Source organism: Actinosynnema sp. NPDC059797, assembly GCF_042732085.1.
GTDB lineage: Bacteria > Actinomycetota > Actinomycetes > Mycobacteriales > Pseudonocardiaceae > Actinosynnema.
The window spans coordinates 39,246-61,028 of record NZ_JBHWIE010000019.1 but is presented as its reverse complement, the minus strand read 5'-3'; the positions used below and the strand labels follow the sequence as shown (position 1 = coordinate 61,028).

The window sequence follows — 21,783 nt, the reverse complement described above, 5'->3', positions numbered from 1 at the left end:
GCCGAGGAAGAGCCCGAGGAACGGGGGGTTGAGCGCCACGACGTTGATGGCGCGCATGACCTCCACGCCCTCGGCGGGCGTGGTCCGGCGCAGGGCGGGCATGACCATGGCGGAGAACGCGAAGAAGACGCCGCCCGTCGCAGCGCAGCCCAGGGCCGCGAGGATCGTCACCGTGGGGAACATGGTCACCAGCCAAGCGGAGCGGTGCCCCGTCCTCCATGGCTCACCTGCTCGAACGCATACGCGATCGTCAAGGTCAGAACACCTCGGCCAGCCGCCTGGCGGCGCGGGACGAGTGCCGGTCCAGCCGGTCGGCCGCGGACCGCAGCAACGCCATCGCGTCGTCCCGGAGTCCGAGCGCCAGCAACACGTCCACCAGCTTGTCCTCGACCTCCGGGTGCCCCTCCCGATCCGACCCGAGCCGCCGCCGCAGCACCGCCGCGGCCTCCGCCGGTCGCCCCAGGTCCACCAGCAGGTCCGCCAACAGCACCGCGGTGGCGTCGCCGTCCCGGGCGCGGCCCCGGTGTTCCAGTCGGGCGCGCAGGAGGGCGAGGGCCCCGTCCGGGTCGCCGCGCGCGACCAGCTCCCGGGCCAGCCGCGCGGCGGCGGGCACGCCCCCGGGTGACTCGGCCCGGTCCCGCAGCTCGTCCCACCGGCCGGCCTCGGCCAGCAGGCGGGCCAGCCGTTCCACCGCGGCCACCGCCCCGTCCCCGGACAGCACCTCGACCGCCTCGTCGAGCCGGCCGGTGTTGACCAACACGTCGGCGAGCCCGACCCGATCCGCCGACGGCCGGGCGCGCAGGGAGGCGAGGACGTGGTCCACGTCCTCGTCGGACCACCGCGCCGACAGCTCGACCGCCGCCGCCACCGCGACCTGGCCGCCCCGGTGGGTCAGCGCCCGCAGCTCCGCCCGCCGCCCCCGGTCGGCCAGCAGCCGGGCCAGGGCCGCGGCGGCTCCTCCCGCCCCGGGCACGCGCTCGACCACCGCGCGCAGCACCGCCACGGCCGTCCCGCCGTCCCCCTCCGCCACCAGCACCCGGGCCAGGGCGGGACCCGCGCGGCGCACGACCTCGGGGTCGTCGGCCGCGGCCATCGCGCGCAGCTCGTCGAGGCGGCGCTCCCGCACCAGCAGCTCCACCAGGAGGTCCACGGCCTCGCCGACCGGGCGTAGCAGGTCCAGGGCCTCGTCCACCTCGCCGCCCGCCGCCAGGACCTCGGCCAGGCGCATCCTCGCGTACGGGGCGCCGGAGTCGTCACGCGACGCCAGGACGCGCAGCCGCGCCACCCACATCGGCTCCTCCAGGTGGTACTGGAGCAGCGCGTGGCGGAACTGGAGGGCGGTGCCCGCCTGGCGGAGCACCTGCCGGGCTCGCGCCTCCTCCAGGAACCGGCGCAGGCGCCACGGCCACAGGCCCAGCAGTGCGCTCGCGACGTGGACGCAGCGGAACCGGACCAGCTCCCGCGCCCCGGCCCGGAAGGCTGCGGTGACACCGCAGAGCACCGCCGCGACGACACCGACGCGCAGGGCCGTCCCGGGCGTCCCGGTCCACAGCGCGGCCGCGCCGAGCAGCGCGCCGCCGAGCGCACCGTGTCGCGCGCCCGCCACCGCGCTCGCGCGCCGGGCGGCCGACAGCGTCGACCACGGCGTGCCGCCCGCCCGCCCGGCCTCGGGCAAGAGCGGCGCGAGCACCAGGTAGCCGACCGCCGCACCGGCCACCACGGGGTTCCGCACCGCTATCGCGACGAACGACAGCGACAGGGCATCGAACGCGGCGGCGGACACCCGCGACCGGGGCGACCGCTCGCTCCAGGCCAGGCTCACCAGCAGCACCCCGGTGATCACGGCGCTGCGCCGGTCCTGCTGGCCGAGCCACAGGAACAGCCCGGCCACGCCGACCGCGAGCACCAGGGCGGCGCCCACCGCGAGCGCCGCCGGCAGGTACCGGCCCGGGAAGACCGACCGGACCTGGAGCGCGACCAGCGCGAGGACGACCGCGATCTCGGCCGCCGCCACGCACGGGTTGAACGGCAGGTACAGGATCGCGACGAACCCGACGGTCGCCGCGGCCCCCAGCACCAGCCCGACGGGCAGCAGCAGCCAGAGCGGGAGGTGCCGGTCCGCGGGCTCCGGTCCGAGCGCCCTCGCCGTAGCCTCCCACCAGCGCCAGTCGCGGGTACCCCGCTGGTGCAGCTGGAAGGCCAGGTGGCGCAGCCAGCGGACCTCCCGGCGCGGGCGCGGCGCGGTGGGCTGCGGTCCGCCCGGGTCCGGCTCCGGGGTCGGGTAGGCGTCGGCCAGGAAGGCGTCGAACAGGGTGCGCTCCACCGCCCGGCGGTCGGGCAGGGCGAGCAGCTCGGCGGGGTCGGTGTGCGGATCCCGGTAGGCGGCGCGGGCGACCGACACCATCAGCGGCGTCGACAGGACCCCCGCCAGCGCGCCTCCGGGCTCGGCCTCCAGGTGCCGCAGGACCGGCGCCCAGCGCTCGCGCGCCGGGGGCGGCTCGGACAGGAACGCCACCACCCGCGCCACGTCGACCGGCTCGAGCTCCACCACCGCGGCCGACGACAGCACCACGCCCGCCCGCTCGTACTCCGCGCTGCGGCAGGTCACCACCAGCGGGCGGTCGGCGTCGCACCACTCCTCCACCCGCTCCAGTGCCCTCCCGTGCCACACCGCGGGCAGCTCGTCGAGGCCGTCGAGCACCGGCAGCAGCACCCCTTCCCCGATCAGCCGCCGGACGGACCGGACGTCCACCACCGGGTGGTCCTCGGCGGTGCGGCGCGCGACGAAGTCCTCGACGTCCTCCAGGACCGGGTTCCACGACGCGACGGGCAGCAGCACCGGCACGCGCCCCCCGGCGCGGTCGGCGTCGAGCAGGCCCAGCGTCAGCAGCACGGCGAGCACCGACTTGCCCGCGCCCGGCGCGCCGAGCACCACCAGCCGTTGGTGCGGCAACCCGAGGAGGTGGTCCACGACCTCCTCGACCCCGCCCGAGAGCGGCTCCTCGCCCCACTCGCGCCCCGACCCGTCACCCAGCACGATCCGCCTGCTCGCCGCAACCGGACGCCCGGTTGACGACCAGCGCACGTCCAGCGGCGCCGGCCGGCGCACCCGGCGCGCGGCGGCCTCCGCCACCCACACCCGTCGCACGTCCGCCCTCAGCGCCCCGACGGCCCCGTCCGCCGGAGGGGCCGTCGCCGCGGCCCGCGCCGCCACCGGGCTCAGCCACGCGCTGAGCAGCACCAGCAGCAGGACGCCGGACCACGCCCACGGCTGGCCCACCTGGATCGGGTCGGTGGCCAGGTTCACCGCGACGGCCAGCGCGGTCGCCACCGCCGCGACGGCCAGCGCCGCCACCGCGGGCTTCCCCGGTAATCGCACGACGGACATCCTCCACCACGGTCCCTATCCTGACCGCGTGGACGAGTTGTCGGCGCTGTTGGACGGGCCCAGGGCGCGCGGCGCGTTCGTGGTGCGGTCCGTGCTCGACCCGCCGTGGTCGGTCCGGGTCCAGGACGGCGCGCCGCTGTCGGTCCTGGTGGCGGTGCGCGGCGACGGCTGGGTGGTGCCCGACGCCGACGACCCGGTCCCCTTCCGCGAGGGCGACGTCGTCGTGGTGCGCGGACCCGGGCACTACACCGTCGCCGACGACCCGGGCACCGCGCCGCAGGCGGTGATCCACCCCGGCGACCGCTCGACCACGCCGGGCGGCGAGGAGCTGTGCGAGGTGTGGGACCAGGGCGTGCGCACGTGGGGCGCGAAACCCGACGGCGCCGCGGTGCTGATCAGCGGCGCGTACCGGTTCGACGGCGAGGTGGGCGGCCGGCTGTCGGCCGCGCTGCCGCACGTGGCCGTGGTGCCGGGGCAGGCGCTGGTGCCGGTGCTGGCCGAGGAGGTCGCCAAGGACCTGCCGGGCCAGCAGGCGGTGCTCGACCGCCTGCTGGACCTGCTGCTGATCTCCGCGCTGCGCGCCCGCCTGGCCGAGGAGTCGTCCTGGTACCGGGCGCACCTGGACCCGGCGGTCGGGCGGGCGCTGCGGCTGCTGCACGAGGCGCCCGCGCGGCCCTGGACGGTCGCGGGCCTCGCCAAGGAGGTCGGCGTGTCCCGGGCCGCGCTGGCCCGGCGGTTCACCGAACTCGTCGGCGAACCGCCGATGGCCCACCTGACCTCGTGGCGGCTGTCGCTGGCCGCCGACCTGCTGCGCGAGCCCGGCGCCACGCTGGACGCCGTGGCCCGCCGGGTCGGCTACAGCACCGCCTTCGCGCTCAGCTCGGCGTTCAAGCGGGTCCGGGGCGAGCGCCCCAGCGCGTTCAGGCGCCGATGAGGCGGGCGGCCAGGTAGGACTCCAGCTGGTCCATGGACACGCGCTCCTGCGACATGGTGTCGCGCTCGCGCACCGTCACGGCGTGGTCGGTCAGCGTGTCGAAGTCCACCGTCACGCAGAACGGCGTGCCGATCTCGTCCTGGCGCCGGTAGCGGCGGCCGATCGCGCCCGCGTCGTCGAACTCGACGTTCCAGTGGCGGCGCAGCGCGGCGGCCAGGTCGCGCGCCTTGGGCGACAGGTCGGCGTTGCGCGACAGCGGCAGCACGGCCGCCTTCACCGGCGCCAGGCGGCGGTCCAGGCGCAGCACGACGCGCTTGTCCACGCCGCCCTTGGCGTTGGGCGCCTCGTCCTCGGTGTAGGCCTCCAGCAGGAACGCCATCATCGGCCGGCCCACGCCCGCCGCGGGCTCGATCACGAACGGGCGGTAGCGCGAGTTGGTGGCCTGGTCGAAGTACGACAGGTCCACGCCCGAGTGGTTGGAGTGCGTGTTCAGGTCGAAGTCGGTGCGGTTGGCGATGCCCTCCAGCTCGCCCCACTCCTGCCCGCCGAACCGGAAGCGGTACTCGATGTCGACGGTCCGCTTCGAGTAGTGCGACAGCTTCTCCGCCGGGTGCTCGTAGTGCCGCAGGTTCTCCTTGGAGATGCCCAGGTCCGTGTACCAGCGGGTGCGCTCGTCGATCCAGTACTGGTGCCACTCCTCGTCGGTGCCCGGCTCGACGAAGAACTCCATCTCCATCTGCTCGAACTCGCGGGTCCGGAAGATGAAGTTGCCCGGCGTGATCTCGTTGCGGAAGCTCTTGCCGATCTGGCCGATGCCGAACGGCGGCTTGCGGCGCGAGGTGGTCTGCACGTTCAGGAAGTTCGTGAAGATGCCCTGCGCGGTCTCCGGGCGCAGGTAGTGCAGGCCCTCGTCGGTCTCCACCGGGCCCAGGTGGGTCTTGAGCAGGCCGTTGAACATCTTCGGCTCGGTGTACTGGCCGCGGGTGCCGCAGTTGGGGCACGGCACGTCGCTGACGTCGCCCTCCGCGACCTGCTTGCCGGTGCGCTCGGCGTACTCCTCGGCCAGCGTGTCCTGCCGGAACCGCTTGTGGCAGGAGTTGCACTCGATCAGCGGGTCGACGAACGCCTCGACGTGCCCGGACGCGATCCACACCTCGCGCGGCAGGATCACCGACGAGTCCAGGCCGACCACGTCGTCGCGGCCGCGCACCACGGTGTTCCACCACTGGCGCTTGATGTTGTCCTTCAGCTCCACGCCGAGCGGGCCGTAGTCCCACGCCGACCTGGTGCCGCCGTAGATCTCGCCGCACGGGTACACGAACCCCCGGCGCTTGCACAGGCTGACGACGGTCTCGATGCGATCGGCTGCCACGGACACTCCATCGGGAATGCAGGTAAGGGATGCGGGTACGGGGTCGTCAGGGTAGCCCTCGTCACGCGGCCCCCATCGAGCGACCGGGCCGGTGCGACCGGGCCGGTGGGACCGGCCTCAGCGCGGGGTCGCCGGTCCCGCGGCCTCGCCCAGGCGGACGGTGCCCGCGTCCCGGGCCAGCAGGCTGGTCTCCCGGCGCACCGACCCGTCGGCCGCGACCAGCAGCGGCTCGTAGGCGGCGGGCTCGTCGGCGATCGCCTCCGACAGCAGCGGGACCACGTGCTCGCGCACCTCGAACGGCGACATCGCCCGGCGGTAGGCGACCACCGAGTCGAACTCGGCGGTCAGCACGTACCGGTCGGCCTCGTCGGTCGAGCGGGACAGCTGGGCCCGCCGGCAGCCGGGCTGGGCGGTCAGCAGCGCCAGGGCCCGGTCGACGCGCCCGGTGAACGCCTCGGCGGAGGCTTCCGGGACGGTGAAGCGGCAGACGAGCAGCACGGTGCAAGGATGCCACGGTGGCTGGTGACTCCAAGCGGACCCTGATCCCCGGCTCCGGACCGCTGTCCCGGGTGCCCGCCCCGGCGGCGTTCCTGCTGGTCCTGGCGTTGTTCGGGCTCGGGGTGTGGCTCGGCGGCGCGGTCGGCGCGGCGCTGCTGGGCGCGCTGGCGCTGGGCGTGGCGGCCCTGCTGGCGGCGACCTGGCGCTTCCTGGACCCCCGCGCCCGCGCGCTGCGACTGCTGGTCCTGGGGGTTTTGGTGCTGATCGCGGTGTCGGTGCTCTAGCGCCGTACTATTGGTGGTGAAAATCCATACCACCTGGGAGGCGCCGTGACGGTCGGAGTGCGGGGCGATCACGTGCACTCCCCGGAGCGCGTGGTCCCCGACCCCGCCCCCGCGCTGCCGGCGCGCACGCTGTCGGCCGCGGGCGAGCTGCTGCGCGCGCTGGCCGCGCCGGTGCGGATCGCGATCGTGCTCCAGCTCCGCGAGGCCGACCGGTGCGTCCACGAGCTGGTGGAGGCGCTGGGCGTGGCCCAGCCGTTGATCAGCCAGCACCTGCGCGTGCTCAAGTCCGCGGGGGTGGTCCACGGCGAGCGGCACGGGCGCGAGGTGGTCTACCGGCTCGTCGACGAGCACCTCGCGCACATAGTGGTGGACGCGGTAACCCATGTCGACGAGGGTCCGCGTGGTATCAACGAGACCGACCGGACCACCCGGACGGAGGAGATGTGACCACTAGCGAGCGCCCGACCTCGGTACCGGGGCTGCGTTCCACCAAGCAGCGGACCGCCGTGTCCAAGCTGCTGGACTCGCTCGGCGAGTTCCGCTCCGCCCAGGAGCTGCACGAAGAGCTGCGCAAACGCGGCCAGGGCATCGGCCTGACCACGGTCTACCGCACGCTCCAGTCGCTGGCGGACGCCGGCGAGGTGGACGTGCTGCGCACGGACTCGGGCGAGGCGATCTACCGCCGCTGCTCGGCGCACCACCATCACCACCTGGTGTGCCGGAGCTGCGGCCGCACGGTCGAGGTGGAGGGCCCGGCCGTGGAGAAGTGGGCCGACCGGGTCGCCGCCGAGAACGGGTTCGTCGAGGTCAGCCACACCGTGGAGATCTTCGGCACCTGCCGGGCGTGCAACGAGAAGGCGGGTCAGCCCTCGTAGGTGTCCTCCGGCGCGGCGATGGGCACGACCTCCGTGACGGTGAACGTCGGTACGAACTGGCTCTCCTTGTTCGCCGAACCCGGCACGACGCGCCCGACGGCCTCCACCCACTGGTCGTCGGGCAGCGAGCTGAGGTCGAGACCCGTCATCCGCGCCTTGACCGGGCGGGCGTCGGCGGCGCAGCAGCCGATCATCAGCCGGGCGATGAACACGTCCGGGCCCTGGCGGACCACGAACCCGGTCAGCTTGACCGTGCGGTCGTCCAGCGAGCCCGAGTCGTCCCACGCGGTGCGGGTGACGAACTCCCCGATGGTCAGCGGGACGACCTCGTCGTCCGGCAGGGGCGCGAACCCGTCGGCCGCCTCGACCTCCTGCGCCGCGTTGACGCTGGAGCGGGTCACGGTGTCCGCGCCCAGCGCGGGCGGGCTGATCAGGAACACCGCGAGCACCGGCAGCAGCAGCATCCACGGGCTGCGCGACGAGCCGTGGTCGTGGCCGTCGTGCCCCTCGGCGAGCTGCCCCTCCTGCGGCTGCCCCAGGCCGCCGCGGACGTCCCGGGCGATCGAGATCACCGCCAGCCCGACCATGACCGCGCCGGTGACCACCAGCCACGGCTGGAGCGACTCCTTGACGTAGCGCAGGTAGGTGCCGGTCAGCGCGAGCTTGAGCAGCGCGCCGCCGAGCAGGACCAGCAGGATGTTCTGGGTCTCGCGCCTCACAGGAACACCGCTCCCGCCGCCAGGGCGCACGCGATCGCCACCACGAACGTGGCCGGGGCGAAGCGCGCCGCGAAGGACTTGCCGAACGCGCCCGACTGGAGCGCGATGAGCTTGACGTCGACCGCCGGGCCGACCACCAGGAACACCAGCCGCGGCAGCAGCGGCAGCGCGGTCATCGAGACCGCGACGAACGCGTCCGCCTCGCTGCACAGCGCCAGCACGACCGCCAGCAGCGCCATCACCACCACGGCCAGCACGATCTGACCGCCCAGCGCCTCCAGCCAGGACTGCGGCACCAGGACGTTGAACGCGGCCGCGAACACGCCGCCGAGCACCAGGAACCCGCCCGCGTCGACCAGGTCGTGCCGCGCGGTCTCGGCGAACACCGCCCACCGGGACCGGCCGTCGCGGTCGGGCAGGCGGCGCAGCGCGCGTTCGGCGATCCACTCGGCCTTGCCGAACCGCGTCCACAGCCAGCCCATGACCATGGCGGTCAACAGGGACCCGGCGAACCGGGCGGGCACCATCGCGGGCGCGTCCCGGAACGCCACGGCCGTGGACACGAGCACGACCGGGTTCACCGCGGGCGCGGCCAGCAGGAACGACAGCGCCACGGCCGGCGGCACGCCCTGCTGCATCAGCCGCCGCGAGACCGGCACGGACGCGCACTCGCAGCCCGGCAGGGCCACGCCGGCGAGCCCCGCGACGGGCACGGCCAGCGCCGTCCGGCGGGGCAGCAGCCGCCGCAGCGCGCTCGCCGGCACGAACGCCGCGATCGCGCCGCTGATCAGCACCCCGAGCACCAGGAACGGCATGGCCTGCACGCACACCGCGACGAACACCGTGGAGGCGGTCCGCAGCACCGGCACGTCCAGCACGCCGACCAGCCAGTCCTGGAGCAGCAGCGCGAGCACCAGCACCCCGCACAGCACCTCCAGGGAGGTGACCCTCCACCGGGGCGGGGTGCGGCGCGGGCGAGGTTCCCGGATCTCGCCAGTGATTGTCACTTTCGTGATGATGCCAGAGCGCCCGACTGGGGATCGGGGTCAGGTGGGGAACGGGCCCACCGAGAACGCCTGGGACACGCCGTTATCCACCACTTCCGCGATGACCGTCACCTGTGAGTCGGTCATGAAGCAGCGTTGGTCCACGAACGGCTGGAAGCACTGGACCTGGGGGCTCATGTCCACGGACCACTGGGCGGGCTGGGCCGAGCACGGGATGGTGGTGGTGCCGCCGTCGCTCGCCATGTGCATGAGGATCTGGAGGCCCGAGGCCCGGATCACGGCGGTGCCCGAGGTGGTGGAGCAGGTCGCGGTGCCCCAGACCCACAGCCTGCCGTACTGGGCGCCCATGACCTGGGCGCCGGTGACGGTGATGCTCGCCGCGGCCAGGGCGGTGGGGGTGACGGCGAACGTCGAAGCGGCGATCATGGTCGCGCATAAGGCGGCGCGTGCTGCGGCTCTCATGGTTGGCCCCTGTCGGAAGGCGATCCAGGCACCGTAGCCGCGCGTCGCGCCGGAGCGTCACTTCCGATCGGGGGACAGCCCGTGACCGGGTCGCCCGCGCACCAGCGCGCCCCGTCCGGGCTGCTCGCCGAGCTGACGGCCGACGACGACGTGCTGGGCGCGCTCCTGGTCGGGTCCCTGGCGCGGGGCACCGCCCGGCCGGACTCCGACCTGGACGTCCTGGTCGTCGGCGCGCCCGCCGAGGACGCGCCGTGGCGCTCGGCGCCCCGCGACCCGCCGGTCGACCTGCTGGTCCGCACCGCCGACGGGTGGCGGGCCACCTTCGCCCCGCGACGGGCGGACGACGAGTCGTGGGGCTACGCCTTCCTCGACGGCGTGGTGCTGCACGACCCCTCGGGCGTGGTGTCGCGCCTGGTCTTCGACGCGGCCGAGGCCCACGCCCGCTACCGGGCCCCCGAGCACGTGAGGGCGCACCACGCCGGGTTCCTGCGGCACGTGCTGCCCAAGGCGCGGGCGGTGCTGCGGGGCGGCGACCCGGTGGAGGTCGGCTGGGCGGCGGCGGTGCTGACCGACGGGCTGCTGCGCGCCGCGTGGGCCGCGAACGACCTGCCCAACCCGTCGCTGGACCTGGGCACGGTGCGGCGGCACCTGGACGACCTCACCGAGCCCGCGGGCGCGCCGGACGCGGTCCGCGCCCTGCTGCGCGCGTCGCCGGCCGGGTCGCTGCGCCGGCAGCTCGACCTCGCCGAGCTGCTGGAACCGCTGCTGCGCGCGCCCGTGGAACGCGACGCGCGCCCGGCGCGATCACCAGGCGTGGGACGAGCACCAGGGGGAACGCCGTGACCGGCACGAGTCCACGTCGGGTCTTCATCTCCTACGCCCACGAGTCGGACCGGCACGCCGAGCTGGTGCGCCGGCTGTGGGTCTTCCTGCGGGGGTGCGGGATCGACGTGCGCCTGGACCGCGAGACGACGGCGCGGCGGACCGACTGGGCGCTGTGGATGGCGGACCAGATCAGGTCGGCCGACCACGTGCTGGTGATCGCGTCGACCGAGTACCGGCGGCGGGCGGAGGGCCGGGCGGGTCCCGCCGACGGGCGCGGCGCGCAGTGGGAGGCGCGGCTGATCCGGGACGCCTTCTACGCCGACCAGCGCGCCCTGGACCGGTTCCTGCCCGTCGTCCTGCCCGGCGAGTCGGTGGCCGGCGTCCCGGACTTCCTCGCCCCGGCCACGTCCACCGTGTACCCCGTCTCGGACTTCACCGTGCCGGGCGCGGAAGCCCTGTTGCGGGTGCTGCTGGACCAGCCCTGGGAGGTGCCGCCCCCGCTGGGCCCGCCGCCCCTGCTGCCGCGCCGGGACGACACCCCGCCACCCGCCCCGGGACCCACCCCGCCGGGGCTCGTCGGGCCCGACCTCGCCCCGGCCCTCGTCGTGTCCGCGACCTACCCGTTCCTGCGCAGCCCCACGTCGGCCTGCCTGGGCCTGTGGACCTCGCCGGACGGGACGCGGCTGGCCACCGCCGACAACGACCGCCGGGTGTGGCTGTACGACGTGGACCGCCCCGTGCTGCTCAGCCGCGTCCGGGCCGATCGGCGGTTCTCCGGCAGCGGGCACCCGCACGTCGCCCTCCCGGCCGGCGCGGTGGCGGTGACCGGCTGCGGCCGGTCCCTGCGGTTCCACGCCCTCCCCTCGGGCGCCCTGACGCACGAGGTGCGGGTGCCCGCCGAGATCACCGGGCTGGCGCCGCTGCCGGGCACCGACCGGGTCGCGGTGGCGACCGCGAACGGCGCGGGGCTGACCGCGTGGTCGGTGGCGTCCTGCTCGCCCGTGGCCCCGCCGTGGACGCCGCCCGGCGCGCCGGTGACCGCCGTCGCCGCCTCGGGCGACGGCACGGCGCTGTTCTTCGCCACCGGCCGGCTGGTCACGCGGCTGGACCTGGCCTCGGGCGCGCGGCTCGGCTGGACGGCGGCCGGGCCCGTGGTCCGCCTCGCGGCCTCGTGGGACGGCGACCGGTTCGCGACCGCGACCGGCGGCCGCGGTCGCGCGGGGCACTACGAGCTGTGGCGCGCGGACCAGCGGGAACCCCACTGGGGCTCGCCGCACGCCGCCTTCTACCCGAGCGTCGCCCTGGACCCGACGGGGTCGCTCGTCGCGCTCAACCGCGACCGCGCCGTCCACGTGATCCGCTTCACCGACCAGGCCATCCTCGGCGTCCCGGACGGGCGCGAGGGCCACGTGGCGTTCGCCTCCGGCGGCCGGGACCTCCTCGTCGCCGACAACCCCGGCTTCGCCGCGCCCGGCATCCGCCGGCTGGCGCTGCACCCCGGCGCGCCGTGACCCCGGTCCAACCCAGGTCCCAGGCCCCGGGGAGCGCTCAGTCCTCCGAGCGCAGCTCCGCGATCGTGGCCAGCACGTCCTCCGCCCGCTCCACCGGCAGCAGGGGCTCCACCACGGCCGTCACGCCGCGGCTGCCCGCCAGGACCTCCTCGGCCAGCGCCACGGCCTCCTCGCGCTCGTACGGGCCGCACACGAACGACGCCCAGTCCTCACCCGCGGACGCCTCGAACGTCACCGCCCACGGCAGGCCGTCGACCTCGTCCTCGTCGTCCGGCTCGTACACCACCACACCGGCCATCAGGCCCCTCCCCCGGTTCCCGCCAGCAGCTCGTTGCGCAGCTGCGAGGCGGTGGACACGACCAGCATCAACAACGTGCTCAACGGCTCGGCCTTCAGCCCCTCGGCGGGGAACGCGTACCGCAGCGTCACGTCCATCCCCCGCTCGGTGTGGACCACGCCCAGCGTGCCGAACAGGCCCTGGCCCGCGCGCTCGGCCGCGGACACGGCCAGGCTCGGGTCGCTGGGCAGGTCCCACGCCACCACGCACGTCAGGCTGAGCACGGTCAGGCCCTCGGCCAGCCGCATCGCCTGCACCGCGCACGGCACGTCGCCGTGCCGGAAGCTCAGCGCGCCGTCGTCGTCCACGTGCACCTCGTGGAACATCTCCAGCGCCTCGCGGGCCGCGGTCAGCAGCCGACCGGTCACCTCGGCGTCGTCGCTCACTCCGCACCTTCCACGTCGGGCTTGTCCACGGCCCCGCCGAAGCGGCGGTCCCGCCTGGCGTACACCTCGCAGGCGCGCCACAGGTCCAGCCGGTCGAAATCGGGCCACAGGATGTCCTGGAACACCAGCTCCGCGTACGCCGACTGCCACAGCAGGAAGTTCGACGTGCGCTGCTCACCCGACGGCCGGATGAACAGGTCCACGTCCGGCATGTCCGGCTGGTACATGTGCCGGGACAGGGTGCGCTCGTCGACCTTCTCCGGGTTGATCTTGCCGGCCGCGGCCAGCCGGGCGATCTCCCGGGCCGCGTCACCGACCTCGGCGCGCCCGCCGTAGTTGATGCACATCGCCAGGTTCAGCACGTCGTTGTCCTTCGTGCGCTCCTCGGCGACCTCCAGCTCCTTGATCACGCTGCGCCACAGCCTCGGCCGGCGGCCCGCCCAGCGCACCCGCACGCCCAGCTCATCCAGCTCGTCGGTGCGGTGGTGGATCACGTCGCGGCTGAAGCCCATGAGGAAGCGCACCTCCTCGGGGCTGCGCCGCCAGTTCTCGGTGGAGAACGCGTAGAGCGACAGCCACTTCACGCCCAGCGCGATGGCGCCCTTCGCCGCCTCGACCACCACGGCCTCGCCGCGCTTGTGCCCCTCGATGCGGGACAGCCCGCGCTGGTTGGCCCAGCGGCCGTTGCCGTCCATCACGATCGCGATGTGCCGGGGCACCAGGTCGGCCGGGATGTCGGGCGGCGTCGCCCCGGTGGGGTGCGGTTCCGGGGGTCGGGGGGCGCGTTCGACGCGATCCGCCCGCCGTCGGCGAAGCATGGCTGTCCTCTCGGGGTGCTCAAGTGGGGACGCGCGAGCCTAACCCCCGGCGGGCCGGGCCTTGCGCTCGACCAAGGGCAACGAGCGCAGCTGCCGCTCCAGGTGCCACTGGAGGTGCGCGGCGACCAGGCCGCCCGCGTCGCGGCGGGCGACGGCCGGTATCCCGTCCACCACGTCCCACCGGCCGTGCAGCAGGGCCGACAGCAGGCGCAGCGTGTCACCGGACGGGGTGGCGCTGCCCGGCGGCCGGCACCGCGCGCACACCATGCCGCCGGCGTGGACGTTGAACGCCTTGTGCGGGCCCGGGTCGCCGCAGCGGGCGCACTCGTCCACGGCGGGCGCCCAGCCCGCGAACGCCATCGCCCGCAGCAGGAACGCGTCGAGCACCAGCGAGGCGTCCCGCTCCTTGGCCGCCAGCGCCCGCAGCGCGCCCGTGACCAGCAGGTACAGCCGCAGGACCGGTTCGCCCTCCTCGGCGGTGAGCCGGTCCGCGGTCTCCAGCACCGCGCACCCCGCCGTGTAGCGCGGGTAGTCGTCCACCAGGACGACGCCGAACGCGTCCACCGTCTGGACCTGGGTCACCACGTCCAGCGACCGGCCCGGGTAGAACTGCACGTCGACGTGCGCGAACGGCTCCAGCCGCGCGCCGAACCGGGACGAGGTGCGGCGCACGCCCTTGGCGACCGCGCGCACCTTGCCGTGCCGCTGGGTGAGCAGGGTGATGATGCGGTCGGCCTCGCCGAGCTTTTGCACCCGCAGCACCACCCCGGTGTCCCGGTAGAGGTTGGCCACCTAGAACCCCAGTCTGCGCAGCTGCTTCGGGTCGCGCTGCCAGTCCTTGGCGATCTTGATGTGCAGGTCGAGGTAGACGCGCGTGCCGAGCAGCTTCTCGATCTGGCGGCGCGAGGTGATGCCGACCTGCTTGAGCCGCTCGCCCCGGTGGCCCAGGATGATCGCCTTCTGGCTGGGCCGCTCCACGAACAGGTTGGCGTGGATGTCCACCAGGTCGTCGCGGCCCTCGCGCGGCAGCATCTCCTCCACCACGACGGCGATCGAGTGCGGCAGCTCGTCGCGCACGCCCTCCAGCGCCGCCTCCCGGATCAGCTCCGCCACCAGCGTCTGCTCCGGCTCGTCGGTCAGCTCGCCGTCCGGGTACAGCGGCGGGCCCTCGGGCAGCTTGCCGACCAGCAGCTCCGCCAGGGTGTCCACCTGGTAGCCGTCCACGGCGGACACCGGGATCAGCTCGGCGAACTCCATCACGTTCTGGAGCGCGAGCAGCTGCTCGGCCACCTGCTGCTGGCTCACCAGGTCCGTCTTGGTGACGATGCCGAACACCGGGGTGCGCTTGGCGATCTTCTGCAGCTCGGCGGCGATGAACTTGTCGCCGGGGCCGACCTTCTGGTCCGCGGGCACGCAGAACCCGACCACGTCCACCTCGGACCAGGTCTCCCGGACCAGGTCGTTGAGGCGCTGGCCGAGCAGGGTGCGCGGGCGGTGCAGGCCGGGGGTGTCCACGAGCACGAGCTGGCCGTCGTCGCGGTGCACGATGCCCCGGATGGTGTGGCGGGTGGTCTGCGGCTTGCTGGACGTGATCGCGACCTTGGTCCCGACCAGCGCGTTGGTCAGCGTCGACTTGCCTGCGTTGGGGCGGCCGACGAAGCACGCGAACCCGGAGCGGTAACCATCCATCCCCCCATTGTCCCCGGTAGCCCGGACGGCGCGTGGCCGCCCTCGACCTCAGGCGCCGTCGTGGACCGTGACGGCGTACCCGTCGAGGTCCGCGAAGGTGAAGGTCCGCCCGAACGGGCCGTCGACGGGCGCGGTCAGGATCGGCACCCCGGCGGCGGCCAGGTCGTCGTGCAGCTCCTGGGCGTCGTCGGCGCGCAGCCACAGCGCCACCCCCGTGCCCGGTCGCGGCGCGGCGGCGTCCAGGTCGACCCCGGGCAGCGGTTCGCGCACCGCGAAGGGGACGGGCGAGGTGGCGAACACGACCGCGTGCGGCGGGCCGGCCGGGGCGCGGCGCAGGCCCAGGCGGTCCTCGTAGAACGCGGCGGCGGCGTCCAGGTCGCGCACCTGGAGGGCGATGAAGTCGGGTCCGGTCACGGTGGCCACGGGTTCCTCCTCGGTTCGTGTCAGGTTCCTGACACTCGCCACCCTATGTCAGAATCCTGACATGAAGCAAGACCGGGTGAACCTGGACTCGTCCGTCGGCTACGCCCTCAAGCAGGCCGCCGCGGCCCTGCGCGGCGCCATGGACGCGGCCCTGCGACCGCTGGGGCTGGGCGTCCCCCAGTACGCCTGCCTGGAACTGCTCGGCCAACGCCCCGACCTGTCGGCGGCCGAACTCGCCCGCGGCGCCTTCGTCACCCGGCAGTCCATGCACGCGGTGCTCCAGGGCCTCCAGGACCGCGGCCTGCTGACCCGGCCGGCCACCGCGCCCCGGGGTCGGGCGCTGCCCACCCGGCTCACCGAGGAGGGCGTCGACCTGCTCCACCGGGCGAGCCGCGCCGTCGCCGACGTCGAACGCCGGATGCTGCGGCACCTGGCCCCCGGCGAGGCCGAACGGCTGCGCGAGCAGCTCACCGCCTGCGCGGCCGCCCTCGCCGCCGAGGAGACCACCGAGGAGTAGGGGCGCCGGAACAGGAGCGCTCCCGACGCGGACCCACCCCGCGCTTCGCCACCACGAAGCCCGCACGGCCCGCCGCGAAACCACCGCCCGCACCGCCGACTCGGAGTGGCCGACCACCCACCACTCCGGAGGCATTCCCGTGAAACGCTCCCCCCGCCTGCTGCTGTTACCCGTGCTCGTCGCGTCCGCCCTGGTCACGACCTCCGGCACGGCCACCGCCGCGCCCGCCACCGTCGGCAACACCGACGGCGACGGCCTCACCGTCCGCGCCCGCCCCACCAGCGCGAGCACCTCGCTCGGCCTGGTCTTCGACGGGCGGCGGGTGGAGATCTCCTGCCAGGCCCGCGGCCAGTCCGTCACCAACACCCGCGGGTTCACCAGCGACCTGTGGGACTACGTGCCCGCCCTCGGCGGCTACCTCGCCGACGCCTACATGGCCACCGGGCACGACCACCGCATCCCCGGCGTGCCCGACTGCGGCGGCCAGAGCGGCGCGCTCGTCCCCGTCTCCCAGTTCCACGGCCAGGCCAACCAGGGCGAGGACTGCGGACCCGCGAGCGTCGTCTCCGCCCTGCTCGCCGCGGGCGTGACCCCGCGCGGCTGGACCGCCTCGCGCCCCGTCACCGCCATCAACCAGGCCCGCGCCGACATGGGCCGCGACCCGTCGTGGAACGACCCGAACGAGTTCGGCACCAACGAGAGCGACGTCAAGCGCGCCCTCGCCCGCAACGGCGTCACCGCGACCGTCGTCTTCAACGACCTAGCCCGCACCCTCGCGCACGTGCGCGGCGGCCGCCCCGTCGTCCTCGCCGGCAACATGATCGGCCTGCCCTGGTCCGGCCGGGACGTCCCGCACTTCCTCACCGTGGCCGGCTACGACGGCGACTACCTCGTGCTCGACCCGGCCTCCCAGCCGATCGTCCACCGCGCCTCCGCCGCCACCCTGGCCGGCTACTACAACCACGACCTCGGCCGCGCCGGGGTGCTGCTCTAGGCGCGCCGAGGCGTGCGCACGGGGCACGGGCGCACGCCCCGGGACCGTCACCCCGCTCCGGCGAACGCCCGCAGGCCCAGGGCGACCCCCGTGCCGCGCAACCACGCCCACCGGTCCTCCGCGTCGTCGAGCACCCGGCACCACTCGTCCCGGTCCAGCACGGCCCGGTAGCGCCCCACCAACCGGGTCCGCTGCTCACGCGTGGCGCCCGCCACGGCGCCCGGACCGGCCAGGAGGCCGGCCAGGCACACCGCCGCGGCGAACCGGTCCCGCGTCGGCCCCTGCCGGGCCAGGTGGGCGACGTGCGCCTCGACCACCTGGCGCGCCGGCGGGTAGCGCCCGAGGTCCATCCCCATCCCCGACGCGTGCCCCAGGACCGCCGGCAGCCGCCCGGTGTGGTCGACCAGCTCGTCGTCGGACTCGGTGGTGATGGCGTGGTGCAGGTGCGCCACCGTGGCCACGCGACCCGCGAAGTAGGAGTTGAGGACGTCGCCGTCGCAGGCCCGCCGCCGCAGCCACCGCCGCGAACGCTCGCCGGCCCGGCGGCACAGGGCCTCCACGACGTGCACCCGCCCCCACCCGTCGACCCGGTCACCCAGCCACAGCAGGGCGTCCTCGCCGTGCCGGCGGCGTTCCAGGGCGGCGGCGGCCAACGGGCCGAAGGTGCGCGACAGCAGGCCGATCATGCGGATCAACGCGATTTCGTCCTCGTCATCGCGCCAGTCGGTCCCCAGCAGGGCCAGGCCCACCAGCACCTCGGCCTGCCCCGCACCATGCCGCACCAGCCACCGCCCGGTCCGGCGCACCCGCTCCCGGTCGGCCCGCAGCGCGGCGGCAGCGACGTGGTCGTTGCGGTGGATCGGCACGGCCAAGCCGCTCAGCGCGCCGGCCAACTCCGACGGGTGGCCGTCCCCGGCGAAGTGCCCGTCCAGGACGGCCGCCACGTCCGCGCCGTCCCGGCGCAGGTCGGTCCGCGCATCCCGACGCGCACGCGACGGCGGCGGGTCGTTCGGGAAGGGTTCGCCGTAGTCCGGCAGCGGTCCGTCGGGGTGCCGCTCGTGCAGGCACGACGCGTGGTCGAACAGGCTGGTCCGGGGGCCCGCCCCGGTCCCCTCGCTCACCGGCGGGGGGTGGACTCGATTCTTCCGGTCATGATCGGCAGCCTACCCGCACCCCGCCGGTTCCCCCGGAGCCGATCCGCGGCGCACCGGACCGGGCGCCGCGGCGTCGACCCCCGACCTACACCGTCTCCTGCACCACACCGGCGCCGTCGGCCCGCAGCACGGGCGCCCCGGCCGCCAGGTCCCGCACCGCCGCCACCGACTCCGCGTCCACCTCGCCCGCCGCCGTCACCACGGCCGCCGCCTCCAGGCCCTCCGCGCCGCTGGACACCGCCGCCGCCACCGCCGCCTGCAACGCGGTCAGCTTCAACGACGGCAACGCCACCGTGGTCGCCGCGTACGTCCGGCCGTCGGTGTCGCGCACCGCCGCGCCCTCCGCCGCGCCCGTCCGCGCCCTCGCCGACCGCGCCAGCGTGACGATCTTCTGGTCCTCGGGGTCCAGCTCACTCACCGGGCGTCTCCTCGTCGCTCTCGTCCTCGCGCGCCGACCGCACCAGCACCGTGGTGATGCGCATGCGACCGCGCTCGTCCTTGCCGCCCTCGGCCCGCATCCGCAGACCCGCGATCTCCGCCTCCGTGCCCGGCAGCGGCACCCGGCCCAGCCGCTGCGCCAGCAGCCCGCCGACCGTCTCCACCTCGTGGTCGTCCAGCTCCGTGCCGAACAGCGCGTCCAGGTCGTCCACCGGCAACCGCGCGCTCACCCGCACCGAACCGTCCGCCAGGTGCTCCACCGGCGGCCGGTCGTCCGTGTCGGACTCGTCGGTGATCTCACCGACGATCTCCTCCAGGATGTCCTCGATCGTCAGCAGGCCCGCCGTGCCGCCGTACTCGTCCACCACCACCGCCAGGTGGTTGCGCGACAGCTGCATCTCCCGCAGCAGGTCCGCGATCGGCTTCGAGTCCGGGATGAACGACGCGGGCTTCATCACGTCCGACACCAGCGTGCCGTTCGGGTCCTCCGCCAACGTCACCCGCACCAGGTCCTTGAGGTTCACCACGCCCACGATGTCGTCGACGCTCTCCCCTATCACCGGGACCCGCGTGTACCCGGTCCGCAGCGACAGCGCCAGCGCCTGCCGGATCGACTTGGTCGACTCGATCCACACGATCTCCGTGCGGGGCACCATCACCTCGCGCGCGATCGTGTCGCCCAGCTCGAAGACCGAGTGGATCATCTCCCGCTCGCCCTCGTCCACGACACCGCGCTCCTGGGCCATGTCGACCAGCTCGCGCAGCTCCACCTCCGAGGAGAACGGACCCTCCCGGAAGCCCTTGCCCGGCGTGATCGCGTTGCCGACCAGGATCAGCAGCTTGCTCAGCGGACCCAGCACCCGGCCCAGCACCCGGATCGGGCCCGCCGCCACCAGGCTCACCGCGTACGGGTGCTGCCGGCCGATCGTGCGCGGACCCACGCCCACCAGCACGTACGACACCACCAGCATGCTCAGCCCGGCCACCAGCACCGCCACCCAGCCGGTGTCCACCAGCCGGAAGCACACCACGGTCACCAGCACCGTCGCCGCCAGCTCGCACCCCAGCCGCAGCAACAGCAGCAGGTTCACGTGCCGCGGCCGGTCGGCCAGCAGCGCGATCAACTGGCCCGTGCCCGACCGGCCCTGCCGCTGCAACGCCTCGACGCGCGCCCGCGACACCGTGCCCAGCGCCGCGTCCGCCGCCGCGAACACACCCGCACCCAACACCAGCACCACGGCCAGGACCAGCAGGCTGGTCGAACCGGCTATCGCCACCCCCGCCGCCTCAGGTCGCCGGTCCGGAGCCGGCCGGGTCGTCCGGACCCGCCGAGTCCTCCAACCCCACCGCCCCGAGCAGCTTCGAGTCCGCCTCCCGCTGCGCCGACTGGCGCGCCGCCTCGGCCGCCGCGGTGCGGAAGTCGCCCAGGATGCGGTTCTGCAACGTGAACATCTCCCGCTCCTCGGCGGGCTCGGCGTGGTCGTAGCCGAGCAGGTGCAGCACACCGTGCACGGTCAGCAGGTGCAGCTCGTCCAACAGGCTGTGCCCGGCCTTCTTCGCCTGGTCGCGGGCGAACTCCGGGCACAGCACGATGTCGCCGAGTAGCGCCGGCCCCAACCCCGCCGCGTCCGGCCGGCGCGCCGAGTCCAGCTCGTCCATCGGGAACGCCATCACGTCCGTCGGACCGGGCAGGTCCATCCAGCGCTGGTGCAGGTCCGCCATCACGTCCAGCTCCACCAGCAGGACGGACAGCTCGGCCAACGGGCTCACGCCCATCCGGTCCAAAGCGAACCGGGCGGCGGCCACGATGGACGGCTCGTCCACGCCGACGCCCGACTCGTTCGCGATCTCGATGCTCACGGCGCCTATCGTCCCCGGCGCTGCCCGCGCGACCTCGCACCGGGTCCGGCGTGGTGCCCGTCCCGATCGCGGGCATCGCCCTCGTCCTGCTCGACCTGCCACTTCTCGTAGGCGTCCACGATGTCCGCGACCAGGCGGTGGCGGACCACGTCGTTGCTGGTCAAGACCGAGAAGTGGACGTCCTCGACGCCGTCCAGGATGTCCTTGACCACCTTCAGGCCGCTGCGCTGGCCGCCGGGCAGGTCCACCTGGGTGATGTCGCCGGTCACCACGACCTTCGAGCCGAAGCCCAGGCGGGTGAGGAACATCTTCATCTGCTCGGGCGTGGTGTTCTGCGCCTCGTCGAGGATGATGAAGGCGTCGTTGAGCGTGTTGTGCGTCAGCAGGTGGTCCTCGGTGACGTACAGCGAGTCGGCCGCCGCCACCTGGATGCACACGGCCTCCGCGCGACCCGCGGGCTCGATGCTGTCGATGAACCGCATCGGACGGCCGCCACCACCCGCCGCCCGGTACCGGTCCCGCTTGCGGGCGAGCCGGAAGGGCTCGACGCCCGCCGGGAGGCGGATGTCGACGACGTGCGCGTCGTTGCGGTAAGCGACCTCGCGGCCGTTCGCCCACCCCGAGGTCCGCCCCTCGGCGGGACGGGTGCGGGTGTACGCGACCCCGCCCAGCGACCGGACCAGCGCGATCACGTCGTCCCGGAGCCGGGTCGAGGTGGTCGTGTACTGGATGCGGCAGGTCCGCCCGGCCTGGGTGACCGGACCCCCGTCGGAGTCCAGCAGGCCCTGGAGCAGGGCCAGCCGGACCTCGGGCGTGTTGAGCAGGTAGGCGTCCGGGATGAACTTCGTGTGCGATCGGGTGCCGAGCAGGTCCAGGGCTCGCAGCGCCCCGGTCACCGGGTTCTCCAGCGTGACCACGTCGCCGGGGGCCTTCACCCGGTTCAGGACGTAGTCCACCCGGCTCCTCCGCCGCACCACCACTCCGGGCAGGGCCGCCTCCAGGGCGCTCGCCAGGTCCGGGTCGTCGGTGGCGAAGGACGGCGTGGTGGAGCCCGTCAGGCAACCGTCGCCCAGCAGCAGTCCCAGGGCGTAGGGGTCCATCGGGACCTCCTGCGCCGGATGGCAGGCGGGCGCGCTGAGCAGCGGCAACTCGTACCGCCGCGCGTGGGCGGCGCGGAGGTTGCCGATCATCTCCTTGGTCTCCAGCACCCGCCACGGCTTGTTCCGCCGGCGGTCGGACGCGGTCCGGACCGTCCAGAGGTGGTCGCCGCAGCACAGCGTCGAAGCCCCGTC

At 74.6% G+C, this 21,783-nt stretch carries 24 protein-coding genes and 2 pseudogenes; 8 read left to right on the top strand and 18 right to left on the bottom strand.

The window, feature by feature from the left end; translation table 11 throughout:
• Positions 1–256 precede the first annotated feature (256 nt).
• Complete coding sequence (locus ACFV4N_RS08860) at positions 257–3,379, bottom strand: hypothetical protein (protein WP_499671901.1); 3,123 nt, start codon at positions 3,377–3,379, stop codon at positions 257–259.
• A gap of 37 nt (positions 3,380–3,416) precedes the next feature.
• Here ACFV4N_RS08860 and ACFV4N_RS08855 point away from each other — a divergent pair, with 37 nt between their 5' ends.
• Complete coding sequence (locus ACFV4N_RS08855; RefSeq protein WP_499671900.1) at positions 3,417–4,322, top strand: AraC family transcriptional regulator; 906 nt, start codon at positions 3,417–3,419, stop codon at positions 4,320–4,322.
• Here ACFV4N_RS08855 and ACFV4N_RS08850 read toward each other — a convergent pair.
• On the bottom strand, positions 4,309–5,694 hold the full coding sequence (locus tag ACFV4N_RS08850) for a glycine--tRNA ligase (protein WP_499671899.1): 1,386 nt from the start codon (positions 5,692–5,694) through the stop codon (positions 4,309–4,311). The genes ACFV4N_RS08855 and ACFV4N_RS08850 overlap by 14 nt on opposite strands.
• Before the next feature lie 117 nt (positions 5,695–5,811).
• Positions 5,812–6,192: an antibiotic biosynthesis monooxygenase family protein gene (locus tag ACFV4N_RS08845; RefSeq protein ID WP_499671898.1), complete on the bottom strand. Its 381-nt coding sequence runs from the start codon at positions 6,190–6,192 to the stop codon at positions 5,812–5,814.
• Between the two features lie 17 nt (positions 6,193–6,209).
• On the opposite strand from ACFV4N_RS08845, the gene ACFV4N_RS08840 reads away from it, so the two are divergent.
• From ACFV4N_RS08840 to ACFV4N_RS08830, 3 genes are all read left to right on the top strand, one after another.
• On the top strand, positions 6,210–6,476 hold the full coding sequence (locus ACFV4N_RS08840) for a hypothetical protein (RefSeq protein WP_499671897.1): 267 nt from the start codon (positions 6,210–6,212) through the stop codon (positions 6,474–6,476).
• Between the two features lie 72 nt (positions 6,477–6,548).
• On the top strand, positions 6,549–6,923 hold the full coding sequence (locus ACFV4N_RS08835; protein WP_499671904.1) for an ArsR/SmtB family transcription factor: 375 nt from the start codon (positions 6,549–6,551) through the stop codon (positions 6,921–6,923).
• On the top strand, positions 6,920–7,351 hold the full coding sequence (locus ACFV4N_RS08830; protein ID WP_499671896.1) for a Fur family transcriptional regulator: 432 nt from the start codon (positions 6,920–6,922) through the stop codon (positions 7,349–7,351). The genes ACFV4N_RS08835 and ACFV4N_RS08830 overlap by 4 nt, the downstream gene beginning before the upstream one ends.
• Here ACFV4N_RS08830 and ACFV4N_RS08825 read toward each other — a convergent pair.
• From ACFV4N_RS08825 to ACFV4N_RS08815, 3 genes are read right to left on the bottom strand one after another with little or no spacing between them, the layout of a single operon-like run.
• A complete protein-coding gene (locus ACFV4N_RS08825; RefSeq protein WP_499671895.1) occupies positions 7,339–8,070 on the bottom strand; it encodes a TIGR03943 family putative permease subunit in 732 nt (243 codons plus the stop codon). The genes ACFV4N_RS08830 and ACFV4N_RS08825 overlap by 13 nt on opposite strands.
• Positions 8,067–9,077 carry a permease gene (locus ACFV4N_RS08820; protein ID WP_499671894.1) on the bottom strand — a complete coding sequence of 337 codons (1,011 nt, stop codon included), beginning with the start codon at positions 9,075–9,077 and terminating at the stop codon, positions 8,067–8,069. The genes ACFV4N_RS08825 and ACFV4N_RS08820 overlap by 4 nt, the downstream gene beginning before the upstream one ends.
• Positions 9,078–9,116: 39 nt before the next feature.
• Positions 9,117–9,539 carry a hypothetical protein gene (locus ACFV4N_RS08815; protein WP_499671893.1) on the bottom strand — a complete coding sequence of 141 codons (423 nt, stop codon included), beginning with the start codon at positions 9,537–9,539 and terminating at the stop codon, positions 9,117–9,119.
• Positions 9,540–9,620: 81 nt separating this feature from the next.
• Between ACFV4N_RS08815 and ACFV4N_RS08810 the strand changes: the two genes are divergently transcribed.
• Complete coding sequence (locus ACFV4N_RS08810; RefSeq protein ID WP_499671892.1) at positions 9,621–10,382, top strand: nucleotidyltransferase domain-containing protein; 762 nt, start codon at positions 9,621–9,623, stop codon at positions 10,380–10,382.
• On the top strand, positions 10,379–11,875 hold the full coding sequence (locus ACFV4N_RS08805; protein WP_499671891.1) for an SEFIR domain-containing protein: 1,497 nt from the start codon (positions 10,379–10,381) through the stop codon (positions 11,873–11,875). Before ACFV4N_RS08810 ends, ACFV4N_RS08805 begins: the two co-directional genes overlap by 4 nt.
• 37 nt (positions 11,876–11,912) lie before the next feature.
• Here the strand turns inward: ACFV4N_RS08805 and ACFV4N_RS08800 are convergent, their stop codons facing one another.
• From ACFV4N_RS08800 to ACFV4N_RS08775, 6 genes are read right to left on the bottom strand one after another with little or no spacing between them, the layout of a single operon-like run.
• Complete coding sequence (locus ACFV4N_RS08800; RefSeq protein WP_499671890.1) at positions 11,913–12,173, bottom strand: hypothetical protein; 261 nt, start codon at positions 12,171–12,173, stop codon at positions 11,913–11,915.
• On the bottom strand, positions 12,173–12,538 hold the full coding sequence (locus ACFV4N_RS08795) for a hypothetical protein (RefSeq protein ID WP_499671903.1): 366 nt from the start codon (positions 12,536–12,538) through the stop codon (positions 12,173–12,175). The genes ACFV4N_RS08800 and ACFV4N_RS08795 overlap by 1 nt, the downstream gene beginning before the upstream one ends.
• Positions 12,539–12,594: 56 nt before the next feature.
• A complete protein-coding gene (locus ACFV4N_RS08790) occupies positions 12,595–13,416 on the bottom strand; it encodes an isoprenyl transferase (RefSeq protein WP_499671889.1) in 822 nt (273 codons plus the stop codon).
• 39 nt (positions 13,417–13,455) lie between these two features.
• A complete protein-coding gene (gene recO, locus ACFV4N_RS08785; protein WP_499671888.1) occupies positions 13,456–14,208 on the bottom strand; it encodes a DNA repair protein RecO in 753 nt (250 codons plus the stop codon).
• Positions 14,209–15,105, bottom strand: coding sequence for a GTPase Era (gene era / locus ACFV4N_RS08780; protein ID WP_499671887.1), 897 nt, complete (start codon positions 15,103–15,105; stop codon positions 14,209–14,211).
• Positions 15,106–15,153: 48 nt separating this feature from the next.
• A complete protein-coding gene (locus tag ACFV4N_RS08775) occupies positions 15,154–15,528 on the bottom strand; it encodes a VOC family protein (RefSeq protein WP_499671886.1) in 375 nt (124 codons plus the stop codon).
• A gap of 61 nt (positions 15,529–15,589) precedes the next feature.
• On the opposite strand from ACFV4N_RS08775, the gene ACFV4N_RS08770 reads away from it, so the two are divergent.
• On the top strand, positions 15,590–16,045 hold the full coding sequence (locus ACFV4N_RS08770; protein ID WP_499671885.1) for a MarR family winged helix-turn-helix transcriptional regulator: 456 nt from the start codon (positions 15,590–15,592) through the stop codon (positions 16,043–16,045).
• A 139-nt stretch (positions 16,046–16,184) separates the two neighbouring features.
• A complete protein-coding gene (locus ACFV4N_RS08765; protein ID WP_499671884.1) occupies positions 16,185–17,039 on the top strand; it encodes a cysteine peptidase family C39 domain-containing protein in 855 nt (284 codons plus the stop codon).
• A gap of 47 nt (positions 17,040–17,086) precedes the next feature.
• On the opposite strand, the gene ACFV4N_RS08760 is transcribed toward ACFV4N_RS08765, so the two are convergent.
• The 6 genes and pseudogenes from ACFV4N_RS08760 to ACFV4N_RS08735 all read right to left on the bottom strand — a co-directional run.
• On the bottom strand, positions 17,087–18,160 hold the full coding sequence (locus tag ACFV4N_RS08760; protein WP_499671883.1) for a hypothetical protein: 1,074 nt from the start codon (positions 18,158–18,160) through the stop codon (positions 17,087–17,089).
• Between the two features lie 118 nt (positions 18,161–18,278).
• Positions 18,279–18,611, bottom strand: a complete 333-nt coding sequence (locus tag ACFV4N_RS08755; RefSeq protein WP_499671882.1) for a cytidine deaminase-like protein — start codon at positions 18,609–18,611, stop codon at positions 18,279–18,281.
• Complete coding sequence (locus ACFV4N_RS08750; protein WP_499671902.1) at positions 18,604–19,902, bottom strand: hemolysin family protein; 1,299 nt, start codon at positions 19,900–19,902, stop codon at positions 18,604–18,606. Before ACFV4N_RS08750 ends, ACFV4N_RS08755 begins: the two co-directional genes overlap by 8 nt.
• 16 nt (positions 19,903–19,918) lie before the next feature.
• A complete protein-coding gene (gene ybeY, locus ACFV4N_RS08745) occupies positions 19,919–20,491 on the bottom strand; it encodes an rRNA maturation RNase YbeY (RefSeq protein ID WP_499671881.1) in 573 nt (190 codons plus the stop codon).
• 5 nt (positions 20,492–20,496) lie between these two features.
• Positions 20,497–20,862: pseudogene (locus ACFV4N_RS08740) on the bottom strand (PhoH family protein); the annotation flags it as partial.
• 255 nt (positions 20,863–21,117) lie between these two features.
• A pseudogene (locus tag ACFV4N_RS08735) lies at positions 21,118–21,591 on the bottom strand (LAGLIDADG family homing endonuclease); the annotation flags it as partial.
• Positions 21,592–21,783 lie beyond the last annotated feature (192 nt).